This window comes from Stieleria marina (genome assembly GCA_007741555.1).
Taxonomy (GTDB): Bacteria; Planctomycetota; Planctomycetia; order Pirellulales; family Pirellulaceae; genus K23-9.
Genome location: CP036526.1, coordinates 7,846,914 through 7,858,926, shown reverse-complemented (window position 1 = coordinate 7,858,926; position 12,013 = coordinate 7,846,914). Strand labels below are relative to the sequence as shown.

General features: G+C 56.6%; 7 protein-coding genes. 5 read left to right on the top strand and 2 right to left on the bottom strand.

Annotated features, from left to right (window positions below; translation table 11 throughout):
* The first annotated feature begins 162 nt into the window (after positions 1–162).
* From K239x_RS27800 to K239x_RS27785, 4 genes are all read left to right on the top strand, one after another.
* Positions 163–1,884 (top strand): hypothetical protein, encoded by a 1,722-nt coding sequence (locus tag K239x_RS27800; protein WP_419189475.1) that lies wholly within the window; start codon positions 163–165, stop codon positions 1,882–1,884.
* Positions 1,885–1,966: 82 nt separating this feature from the next.
* Positions 1,967–3,958 carry a MutS family DNA mismatch repair protein gene (locus K239x_RS27795; protein ID WP_145421760.1) on the top strand — a complete coding sequence of 664 codons (1,992 nt, stop codon included), beginning with the start codon at positions 1,967–1,969 and terminating at the stop codon, positions 3,956–3,958.
* 87 nt (positions 3,959–4,045) lie between these two features.
* Positions 4,046–5,335, top strand: coding sequence for a peptidoglycan-binding protein (locus K239x_RS27790; RefSeq protein ID WP_145421758.1), 1,290 nt, complete (start codon positions 4,046–4,048; stop codon positions 5,333–5,335).
* A 10-nt stretch (positions 5,336–5,345) separates the two neighbouring features.
* Positions 5,346–7,001, top strand: coding sequence for a Na+/H+ antiporter NhaC family protein (locus tag K239x_RS27785; RefSeq protein WP_145421754.1), 1,656 nt, complete (start codon positions 5,346–5,348; stop codon positions 6,999–7,001).
* A gap of 45 nt (positions 7,002–7,046) precedes the next feature.
* Here K239x_RS27785 and K239x_RS27780 read toward each other — a convergent pair whose 3' ends face one another.
* The gene (locus K239x_RS27780) at positions 7,047–7,547 is read right to left on the bottom strand and encodes a hypothetical protein (protein ID WP_145421752.1); all 501 of its coding nucleotides are present in this window, start codon (positions 7,545–7,547) and stop codon (positions 7,047–7,049) included.
* Positions 7,544–11,221 (bottom strand): S1 RNA-binding domain-containing protein, encoded by a 3,678-nt coding sequence (locus K239x_RS27775; protein ID WP_145421749.1) that lies wholly within the window; start codon positions 11,219–11,221, stop codon positions 7,544–7,546. The genes K239x_RS27780 and K239x_RS27775 overlap by 4 nt, the downstream gene beginning before the upstream one ends.
* Before the next feature lie 483 nt (positions 11,222–11,704).
* On the opposite strand from K239x_RS27775, the gene K239x_RS27770 reads away from it, so the two are divergent.
* On the top strand, positions 11,705–12,010 hold the full coding sequence (locus K239x_RS27770) for a hypothetical protein (RefSeq protein ID WP_419189474.1): 306 nt from the start codon (positions 11,705–11,707) through the stop codon (positions 12,008–12,010).
* Positions 12,011–12,013 lie beyond the last annotated feature (3 nt).

Genomic DNA, 12,013 nt, shown 5'->3' with positions numbered 1-12,013 from the left:
TCTTAGGGGTCACGCAAGTTAAATTGTTAGCCTAGTTTTCGCGCGAAAACCCGAGTTGTGATCAACTTCGTTTGGGCCAAACAAGACCTTCGTGGCGCTTTGCGGAACTCAGTGACGTTTCTCAAGCGCGGTGGTCGGCAAGATGCAGTCACCGAGACTTCTATGAGCGAGATACTCCTCTACTACAGACGACCCGACCCGACGACGTGGGTTTACATGTCGTCGTTCTTAACGATTGGACTTTACTTTGTCTTTCATCGTTTTTGGAGCATTCGTAATCTAGACATTGTGCTACTGATTTTGTTGGCACCCGGATTGTTGATGGTTCACGAAGGGCGACGTCGACAGCTTCGCGAAATCGAATCCGAAGCGATTGCGGCTCGCCAATTGATTCCGCCCGCCAATGAAGCAGGCGGTGCCTCGCCACTGAGCCAACATGATGCGGTCGATCCGAATTTGGATTCCAAATGGCGAAGCCAGCGGAATCGGCGGAGCGAGTCTCCGCTGACGAGTGGGACGACCTTGACGGCAGTGGTGGATCGGTCGCCGGCGATCATAAGAATTGCGCAAGCGGAACAGGTCAAAGCGGAACAAGTCGAATCGGAACAAGTCGAATCGGAACAAGTCGAATCGGGCAGTGACGAAGCTGCGGGTGAGGCCGATCAAGTTGCCGGTGACGGTGAGGCTTCGTTGGCGGAGATCAGTGAAGATGTCTTGGACCAGCCAACCGAAGAGATTGAGGAAGCGGTAACGCCGTCGCCGGAGTTCTATTCGGCTCAGACTTTGCGACGCAATGGATTTATCCTGCTGTTTGTCGTGCAGCTCTTCATTTTGATCCGGCTGTTGATGGACGCGCTGATGGTGCGACGTCCGCTGCTGAATCCCAACCTGACGACGGGAGGCATGTACTTTATTAGCATTTCGTTGTTCGTGTTTTTGATGGGTAATGTCGTCAATAGCACACCACGAATGCAGGTTTGGCAGGGGCCTGAGTTGGGACCCGGCTACGCTCTGATGCACCGTGTTCCGGCGATCAGCACGCGTCCGGTCAGCGAATCATTGGCAGGCGTCGAACCACCCCAAGCTGCGGTGCTGGATGACAGTCAGCAAACGTTGACGATGGTTGCCAAAGTGCTCGCGATCCTTGCGCATCTGGCAATCGTTACGGGAATCGTTTTGATCGGTAATCGCCACTTCGGAAACCTCGCTTCGGGAGTAGGCGCTGCAACGCTGTATTTGATTTTGCCGTACACGGCTCAGATGACGGGGCGCGTTGACCATGCGCTACCAGCGGCTTGTCTGTTGTGGGCGATTTTGATGTATCGCAAACCGATGATCGCAGGAGTCTTTTTTGGACTCGCGGCCGGGTTGGTTTACTATCCGTTGTTTCTTCTGCCGCTGTGGTGCAGTTTCTACTGGCGTCGCGGTGTACGGCGATTCGTCGTGGGCGTCTTGGCGACGCTGGCAAGTTTGATGTTAGCCCTATCGTTTGGCGGCACCGCAACACTGTTGGACCATTTGGTGCTGATGTTCGGATTGCGTGCACCGATGATGCAGGCCGAACACTTGCAGGGCATTTGGAGTTTGGGTTGGAATCCGATTTGGCGTTTGCCAGTGATCGTCGGGTTTGTAATTTTGAGCACGCTGTTCGCTGCCTGGCCGTCGCCCAAGAACCTTGGGACTTTGATTAGTTGTTCGGCAGCCGTGATGGTGGCCGCTCAGTTTTGGCATGGTTTTGGCGGCGGTTTGTACGTTGCTTGGTTCTTGCCGCTGTTGCTGCTGACGATTTTTCGACCGAACTTGCAAGATCGCGTCGCACTGAAAGTCGTTCAGCCCAGTCGGCGTGAATTAAGACGCCCGCAGTTGGAAGCAGGACCGGCGTGAGTTCCGATGTTTCTGATTTGCTAATCTCCCACCTGATCTCCTAGTCGACATTGCGCTCCGACAAACCACGTCAACCAACACGATGCCAGCTGAAAGAATGTCCAACGAAAGCCCGCCTACCAGTGAATCCGATGGCGCCCTGACGCGTTACCGCGAGCAACTCGCTGAGATTGATGGCCAGCACGCTCAGCTGAAGGCAACCGATGCTAAGTATGGGACGCTGCGAGTCATCCTGTTTTTTATTTCGCTGGCCCTGGCGTTGCTTGCGGCGTTTTCCGATCTGGGTTGGACAGCAGGCATTGCCGCGACTGCCGCTTTCGCCGCCTTTTTTCTGGTGGTCGTTCTGAATGAACCCATCCGCGATCGCATGGATGCGTTGCTGCGGTCGCGTTCGGTTGTTCGACGATTGATCGCTCGGCTTGGTCGCGATTGGGATACGTTGGCTACCAGTCGTTTGACTGAGTGCTTGGAGTCGATCGAACTACCCGAACACCAGCAAGCTGTGGCGGACGATCTGGATCTGCTGGGGCGTGCATCGTTGTTTCACCTGGTGTCGATGGCTGCCACGATGCCTGGTATTCGGACACTGGCACGTTGGCTGGCGAATGAATCGGATGCTGACGCCGCCCAAGAGCGAACCGAAGCAATCAATGCGTTGGCACCCCGACGTGACGAACGGATGCGGTTCTACGCGTTAGCACGCGAAGTCGGCGAGAGCACAGGTGATCCGGATCAATTTGTTGCGTGGGCCTCGCGGGAACCCTGGTTGGATTCACGGCGTTGGCTATCGACCTGGGCAAATGTGTCGGTCTTGCTGACGATTCTGTGTGTCCTGGGGATCCTCCTGGCTGTGCTTGGAATCGGCACCGCTACGGTGGTCAAAACTTGTGGGATCGGGCTGATCGCTCTGGCGGGTTTGAACATGTTGTTGACCAGCGCCATGCTGGGGCCAGCGCACCAGATTTTTTCGATTGCGATGTCCAATCGACAAGCGGTCGACAACTACCACGAAATTTTCGCAGCGGCCCAGTGGCTGCCTCAAGGTGCGGCTGCTGAGAGCGAGGAATCTGAAGGTTGCTTGTCACGAATTCGGCGAGTGGTACTGGACGGTGATCATGCCGCGATCAAGGGCATGGACCAGCTGCAGCGAGTCGCAGCGGCTGGCGGGTTAAGGCAATCGGCAGCGACGTTTTTGTTGTACCTGCCGCTTCAAGCGTTTGGCTTGTGGGACGTTCGCGTTTTGAAAAGGCTGGAGGATTGGCAAAGTAAATTTGGTCCTCAAGTGCGGCAGTGGTTCGACGCTTTGGGTGAGTTGGAAGCGCTTTTGTCGCTCGCGGCGATCCGCGACGAGTATCCGCAATGGGCAACACCGCAATGGAAAAAATTGCCCGATGCCCAAGTTGTCCGAGCCAGCGCGATCGGTCACCCGCTGCTGAGCGACGAATCACGAGTCACAAACGACGTCGAAGTCGGGCCGCCGGGAACGATCTTGTTGGTTACCGGCAGCAACATGTCTGGCAAGAGCACCATGCTACGGAGTGTCGGATTGAACGTGGCATTGGCGGGTACGGGGGCACCTGTGTGTGCGTCGCATTTTGAATTGCCATCGGTCGAATTGGCGACCAGTATTCGCGTGCGAGACAATCTCAGCGAGGGTGTCTCGTTTTACATGGCTGAACTGCAGCGACTTAAAAGTGTCGTGGATCAAGCCCGACAATTGGCGGATGTCCCTGACCGAGTGGTTCTGTTTTTGTTGGATGAAATCTTGCAAGGGACCAACAGTCGCGAACGCCAAATCGCCGTCGTGCAAGTGCTCCGTCATCTTCGTGAATCGGGCGCGATCGGTGCGATTAGTACGCATGACTTGGAGTTGGCCGATGAACCCGAAATGATGTCCATCGCGACGCCAGTGCATTTTCGCGAAACGATTCGCCCTGATGCTGAGGGTGAAGAGCAAATGACTTTTGACTATCAGATGCGTGACGGCGTGTCGCCCACGACGAACGCATTGCGTCTGTTGGAAATGGTTGGCCTGGGCGAAAATGACCAGTCCGGACTAGGTTCACGCAAATAGGTTCAGGCAACTAGATTCAGGTGAGCTAGACTGGTTGGCACGTTTAAGCGATTGCCTGTTTCCCCACCACGAACGAGTCTTGATTCGATGATGTGTCTGTCGGCTACCCGATGTGTATCGTTTGCGTTTGTAAGTCTTTCGCTTTTGTCGTTGTCCTGTGTTGGCCAGGTGGTGGCTGAAAAAGCGGTTCCGCAAGGCGCCGAGTCGAGTGACGATCGTGGCGTACTTCGCAAAGGCGAAGTGGGAACGCTAGTCGAAGCGTTGCAACGGACGCTCAACGATCGGCTGGATGCCGACGACGAAGTTTCTATCGACGGTGATTTTGGCCCGGCGACTGAAGCAGCGGTTCAAGCGTTTCAAATCAAAAGCGGCCTCGACGCTACCGGCGTCGTGAACGCGGCTACTTGGAAAGCGCTGGGCAAGTTGCGTTTTCTACCTGATCTGGTTGCAGATCCCGAAGTGATCGCCGCACAAAAGTTGCCGGTGATGCCTCGTGATTCGCTCGATGGCCCCCCGTTTGTGACTTGCAAAGCGTGGGCGATCGGAGATGGCGAGACCGGGCAATTGCGATCCGGCGAGAACGAGACGGTGGGTCTGCCGATGGCTAGTACGACCAAGATCATGACGGCGTATCTGGTTTTGCGACTTGCCGAGCAGGATTCGCAGATCGTCGACGAGAAGATTGCGTTTTCGCGGAAGGCTGATCTGACCCGAGGATCCACGAGCGGAGTTCGGGAAGGCGAATCACTTTCGGTCGACGAGTTGATGTATGGACTGATGTTGCCATCGGGAAACGATGCAAGCGTGGCATTGGCCGAGCATTTCGGTGAGCGGGTACTAGAAATGTGCGGCGGAACATCGCAACAAGACAGTGCGTATCGGCAGTTTGTCCGAGCGATGAATCGGATGGCCGACCAGTTGGGAATGGACGCGACGGAGTTTCAAAACACCCACGGACTGTCAAAAGAGAATCATGTTTCGAGTGCGAGCGACTTGCTGAAGTTGGCGGCAGCCGCGATGAAAGTCAAGCGGTTTCGCGATGTTGTGTCGACCCGGCAGCGCGGCTGCACGCTCAAGACTGCCGACGGTGATCGGCGAAATGTGTTGTGGAAAAACACGAATCGTCTGTTGGGTACAGCGGGTTACGTGGGAGTGAAAACGGGCACGACGTCGGACGCAGGTTCTTGCTTGGTGTCGATGGTACGGCGCGATGGTCAGTCGCGAATTGTGGTGGTCTTGGGGGCGACCTCCAGCGATGCTCGCTACGTCGATACGCGGAATTTGTTTCGCTGGGAATGGCAGGCGATCGCAGCTGATTCGGCGAACTTGGATCAGCGTTCGCCGCGTTCGCCTGTGAGCAGCGCAAAAGATCGCTAAGATCTGTTTCATGAACGACCACCCTTTTGAAGCACTCAGCCTGCTGCCGCCGATTATTGCGATCGTATTGGCCATCTTGACTCGCCGCGCGGTGCTGTCACTTTTGCTGGGGATCTTTGTTGGCGCGCTGGTCACCAATCGGTGGCAAGCAGTTCACGCAGCCTACGATTTCTTTGAAGTGCATCTTTGGCCGACGTTGACTGATCCGGGTAAGTTGCGGGTCTTTGCGTTTACGCTGTTGATGGGGGCCATGGTTGGCGTCATTTCGCGAAGCGGCGGAATGCATGGTTTGATCGAAAAGATCTCGCCGTTTGCACGCACTCGGCGCGGTGGCCAGCTGACAACGTGGTTGCTTGGTTGGGTGATCTTCTTTGATGACTACGCCAACACGATTCTGCTGGGGAGTACGCTACGTCCATTGGCAGATCGGTTGCGCATCTCCCGCGAAAAGCTGGCGTACTTAGTTGATTCAACCGCGGCACCGATCGCCGGGTTGGCATTGCTGTCGACGTGGGTGGCGGTCGAAATTGATTACATCGGTGACGGCCTGGAGCAGGTAGACGGTGGCGCGGGTGTCAACGCGATGAGCTTGTTTGTCGATAGCATTCCCTATCGGTTTTATGTTCTGGGCGCGTTGCTGTTTGTGCCCATCGTTGCTTTGATGGGGCGTGAGTTTGGTCCCATGTTGCGAGCCGAACAAATGAGTGCTCAGGGGCAACGTAGTGCAGGAACCCTAGACGACGATGTGGCGGAGGGCGACAAGATCGATCCAGACAAAGCCCGCTGGTACAACGCTGCGATTCCGATCGGTGTGACTTTAGCGATCGTGATGTGGTTGCTTTACACAACGGGCAAGCAATCGTTGGGAGCGGATCTGGCTGCGGGGGATCTTGGGCTTCGCGATATTTTGGGGGCAGCTGACTCCAGTTTATCGCTTCAGTATGGTGCCTTGGCGGGCTTGGTGACGGCGGGACTGCTGTGCATGACGCAGCGCATTTTGGATTTTCCAGGAGTCATCACTGCGGCCGGCAAAGGTGCTCGCGTGGTATTGCCCGCTCTGGCGATTCTGTGGTGCGCGTCCGCGTTGTCGCGATTGACCGGGAACAAGTCGGTCGATGGACAGCAGTCGGCTGAAGCATTTGATTTCGACGATCACCGGCTCTACACCGGTGACTATTTGGCGGCGTTGATCATGCCGACGGACGTGGAAGATCCGCAAGAGTCAGTAACGATCAAGCTGCTGCCGACGATGATCTTTGTGCTTGCCGGAGTGTTGGCATTTTCAACGGGCACCAGTTTTGGCACGATGGGGATACTGATGCCGATGGTGATCGGTTTTATCGGGCCTGTCGTCAGCAGCACCGGTGAATTTGATGCGGCACATCCGATTCTATTGGCGGCGGTGGCCAGTGTTCTGGCTGGCGCGGTATTCGGTGACCATTGCTCGCCGATCTCCGACACGACCATTCTTTCGTCGCAGGCTTGCGCCTGTGATCATATGGCGCACGTCGTGACTCAGATGCCCTATGCCGTTAGCGTCGGCACTGTCGCCATTGTGTTTGGGACGTTGCCGGTTGGTTGGGGTGTCTCGGTCTGGATTCTGCTACCGGTGCAGGTAGCGGTCTTGATCGCGATGTTGCGAGTTCTAGGGACTCGCGTCGAATAGATCCGAGCGTTCGCGAGGAAGAGCCTCGGAGCGTTTTTGACTCGGTTAAATGGTGCCTGAGCTGGTCGCGTACATCTCGGCGTATTCGATTGCCCAGGAGTCGATCAATTGTTCGTACTCGGCCTGATCGACTTCAACGACGGGTAGAAAGTGGCTGCGGTTGAACAGTTCGCGGTTTGCCACGGTTCCCTTGCCCTTGAGTTCCAGCACTTTCAGATCGCTGTAGGGCCGAATCACCATTTCCAGTCGGCTGAAAAGATTCGTGCGTCGTCCCGCTTCGATGTGAAGGTCGTCGCGGTAGCAAGCAGCACCCCATCCGACTTCGCCAAAGAGGCCTTCTTGTCGAAAACCTGGGAAATGATCGGCCACGCGAGCAACGGCCGTTTCGATTCGATCCGAAAGCGACAGGCGATACGACGTGTGCAGTCGCTTGAGTTCTTCCTCACTCAGCTCCTTGGCTCGTTCAAGATCCGCTTTGTGTTCGGCGCGTCGCTTTCCTCGCTGGATGGCTGATTCAAGACGCGATGTGAAGTCATCGTCACTCATGAATCAGGCGTCTCCTTAGGATCCGCTGCCGCAGGAGTCTCTGAAGCGGGCGCCTGGTCGGCAGGCGGATCGGCCGCAGGCGTTTCTGACGGTGGTGCTGGCGCTTGGGCAGCAGGAGCTGGTTCAGCTTTTTCAGGTTGCGGTTTAGCCGCTGGCTTTTGCTTGACAGGTTTGACTTGCTTGGGTTTCGCTTCGTCTTTGTCAAAGAACTGCATCAGGTCGCCAAACGAGCGAAGCGGTGCAGCACCTTTCTTCATTTCGTCGGTGAGTTCGACTTTCTCTTTTTTGCCAACGACGTTGTATGTCTCTGGTGTTTTCTCTCGCCGTCCACCGCGTCCGCCGCGAGAATCGGGGCGGCCACCTCGGCCACCACCGCCACGCCCAGCAGGTTTGCCGCGTGATGCTCCGCCGCCACCACCGCGTGCTTGACCGCCAGTGCCGGTTTTTCCTGCACTTGGTTTTCCGCCATGCTGTCCACCGCCTTGAGCTTGTCCGCCGCTTCCTCCGCGTGGTGCTCCTCGTCCACCGCCCCGCGAAGCAGCTTGGCCTCGTGTGTTGGATGATGAACGTTGCTGCTTTTCCTCGCGAAGCTGGGCTTCACGCTCAGGCGAGATCGCACTGAGGGCGACACGCTTCTTTTTGTTATCGATCGAAGTCACCCAAGCGGTGATGACGTCGCCAACTTGGATGGCTTCGTGCAAGTCTTCGACGAAAGAATCGGTTGCTTTGCTCACGTGAACCAATCCGCTGCAATCGGGTGCCAGTTCCACAAACACACCAAATGGCATTACGCCGACAACGACACCAATGACTTGGTCGCCTTGTTGAAGTGTTTTTTGGGTTGGCATCGACGTCATCACGGCGGGCGGTTCGCCCGATTCGTCACTGTCGCCAAACGGGTCGCAAAGCCAGCTGACCAATTGATTGACGCGGTTGGGGCCAACCTGCCACTCTTTGATGCACTTGTCGATTTTCGACTTTTCGGGGCGCGGCCGCTTTACCAGTTCCGTCACCTCGGGCGGGGATGCGGGAGCCTCCGTATCTTTGCTGGTGGCTTCTGCTGGTGATTCCGAAGCTTCGCTTTCAGCTGAACTGTCAGTCGAACTCTCTTCAGCCGGAGCGGAATCTGCCGAGGCATCTTGGGTGGATTCGTCGGCACTTGAATCGGGCGATGATGGCGTGGCCGTGTCGTCCGGCTGACTGTCGCCAGAAGCCGCTGACTCCGAATCAACCGTACTGTCGGTCTCGGCAGGGCTGTCCGCGGGATTGTCGGTTCCAGCACCAAAGGAGTCGTTGATAGCGTCACCAGTTTTGGTGAGGTCCTCGACCACCGGGGCAGCGGGTTTCAGCTGAGCTTCTTTGAGCCCTGGCTGTGCCTCCGCGGCTTGTTCGTCGGTGAGATACTGCGGCAACTGATAGCCAGGCGGCGTAGTCGGTGGCAATTCAATTTCGAGCACCTTGGCAAGCTTCTTGGCCAACGCGTAATCGTCCGGATGAATCAACGTTCCATCGAGTGCTTCGTCGCTTCCGAAAACTCTGAGGAACGGCAACGCCTGTCGGCTTTCGGCAACTGATTGCCAAGCCTCGAGTTCCAAGAGCTGATCTCGAGATTTGATGAGCGACTTGCGACGTTGTCCGTCGATAGCCTTTGCGACGGCATCGGTCATGCCTGGCAGATGAGACATCCCGGCGACCGAAGCACCGTTGGCGTCGACACCTCCTCGCGAAGCACCACTGGTCATCACATTGTCCAGCGATTCCTTCATGGCCTCTTCGGCAAGCTCTCGCTGGAACGATGCCAAACGCAATTTTGATGGGTCGACTTTGGACAACGCATGTGCGGGTTGCAAAATCGAAAATGCCAACCAAGCGGCCGCTCGGAATCGTCGCGACGTGCTACGCATCTCTTGGCCAGCAATGTCGCTGCCGGCGTACGTGTCGGCGCCACTGCGGTCAGCCAAAGTCCATCGCAATGACGACTCAGGCGACTGACGAATCAATTCGCCTAACGCGATCATGCTGGCGCGTCGTGATGGACCGTTGCTGATCACGATCAAGTCGACGTGATGAGCGTGAATGAGTTCGCCCATTTTTGCGACGGCAGCGGCGCGTTGCCCGGATGACAATTGGCAAGGCAGATCTTCGCAGTGCAGTACCTGGCCGTCAGCCGAAACGATCGCGGTGGCAGCTGTACGCGGCCCGACGGCATCGATGGACATGACGATTTTTGCATCCACCCCGCCCCGATTGATCTGAGCTCTCAGGTGGTCGGCAGCAATGCCAGCGAGTCTGACGGAGGCACGTTCGTGTAGTTCGTCCCACCACGCTGATTCGGCAGCCTCGCGAATATTGGCTTCGTGAATCATCACGACTTCGCTAAGTTTGGATTCCAGCGAGCGATTAAGCCCCAGGGCGACTCGTTTGATTTCTTCGACCAATTTGGCCGCGTCGTATTCGAACGAACACTCAGCCACTTGGCTGCGCATCGCACGGCCCAGCATGACAATTTGGAACGAGCTGAGTTTGTCCGAAACAAAACGCTTCCCTGACAACGGTTTCAGCACGCTGACCAACCAACGTCGACGACGTTGGCGTGGTGAGATCTTCTTCGCTTTCTTGGGCGCCGCGGCGGGTTCCGCTTTGGCTGCTGGCTTGCTTACTGCCTGCGTTTTGTCTGCAATTGGTGGCTGCGGCGCTGGTTTTGCTTCATTGGACGACTCGGCGGCGGCAGGAGCGACTTCGGCACTGGCATCCGCGGGAGTTTGTTCGGCTGCCGGTGCTGTGTCGGCTGTCGGTGTTGCATCAGCTACTGGTGCTGCGTCAGAAGCTTCCGAAGCGGTTGACGTTTCAACGTTTGCATTCGCTTCGCTAGTCGTTTCCGCAGCGGGTTGATCGCTTGACGGTTGAGCAGCTTCGACCTGGGTTGCCGATTCGGATTCGCTGGGCTGTTGCGAAGGGGTGGCAGCAACTTGGGTTTCTTCCGCCGCACTTGCTGGCTCCGCCGCTTTGTCAGCGGCTGGCTCCGAAGTGGCGGGGATTTGATTTTCGGGTTTCGCCTGCTTGTTCGTATCCTTGGCGGCTTGTTGCGAGGCAGCTGGCGTGTGAGGGTCGCTGATTTTGGAAACGTGAATCCGCGCGTGTTTGGCCAACCAACGAACCGCAGCCGACATGATCCGTGGGTCACCGGTCAAGCGTTTTGCAATGGCTTCGTCGATGCCCGCGACGGCGGCACTGGCGTCTTCGATCGCTTCGATGCTTTCGGCCAACGCGTTCAGATCATCCGAGTCACCTTTTTGCGGATTCAAGGCGCGGATTGCCAGCAGGGTGCTAGGGTCCGGAGTTTCACCGGACTCTTGTTTCACGCGGCGAGCGAGCCGATCCAAAACCCGTTGCGAATTCGATTTGCGAATGGCATTGCCAATCGCAGGATCTTGAAGCGACGTTTCTTGCCAGCGAGCTTCCAAGTCGGCCTTCAAAGCCGAAACGTCCTCGTCGGCGCGAACTGCGGCAGAAAGCGCCCACAGATTCGATTCGCTGAGGCCCGAAAGTTCATCGCGGCGGTACCGCGCCAAGAATGGCGGCGAATAACCCTGCTGAAGAAGTGGCAGTGCGATACGTAAACTAGAAACGTCGCAACGCCCGCGTCGGGCAATTGCTTCCAGATCGACAGTCATGATGAGTCGGTCTCAATGCTGATGCAGCCGACCGATTGAAGTCGGGGCATCGGTTTTCGGTGGTCGGCACCAGCCTGGCACACATGAGACAGGAGGTTGGCCGAAGATCGTTATTTTAGGGAAAAAGAATCCCCGGATTCATCGGGCGAGGATAGCGCTAGGAAGCTTCGATGTCAACCGAGTAGGCGTTGGGCAGCAACCGTGTGGCTCGCAAAAACAGGCGTGAAATCGGGGCGTTTCGTTGCTTGGCCATGCTGGCGCCACGATCAACGCGTGTCGGGCACGGCGAGCGTGAAACTGGCGGATGGCGGTCAAGTCTGCGAAACCGGCAGATTCTGCTCAACCAGCGCAACCGTCAGGGTCGATACCTGGGCAAGTAGTAGTACCAGTTTGGGTTGTGGGCGAATTGCGTTTGCCTGTATCGAACATCCTTAGCTGGTCCTAGAAAACCGACCGTTTTTAGCCAGAGCGATTGCCAACTTGATGGATGCACCCCGATTGAATCTCTTTTCGCAGAACATCGAACCAGCCCAGCACGACGGAGTTCGACGCGAATCCGTTCAGCCGATCGCTGAGCGGCGCGAACGAGAGCTTGACCGAATCGCTGGGCTCAGCAAACCCAAAACGATGAAGATACCGCTGAAGGTCATGGTGCCACTGCTGATGAGGGCTGCCAAGCACAACCACACTTGGCTGGAAGATTTTGCTGATGACACCGCAGAGATTGACGCAGACCTTCATCAACTTTTGATGGCTTTTCAAGACTTACCCCACACGCGAGCCGCTTAGTTG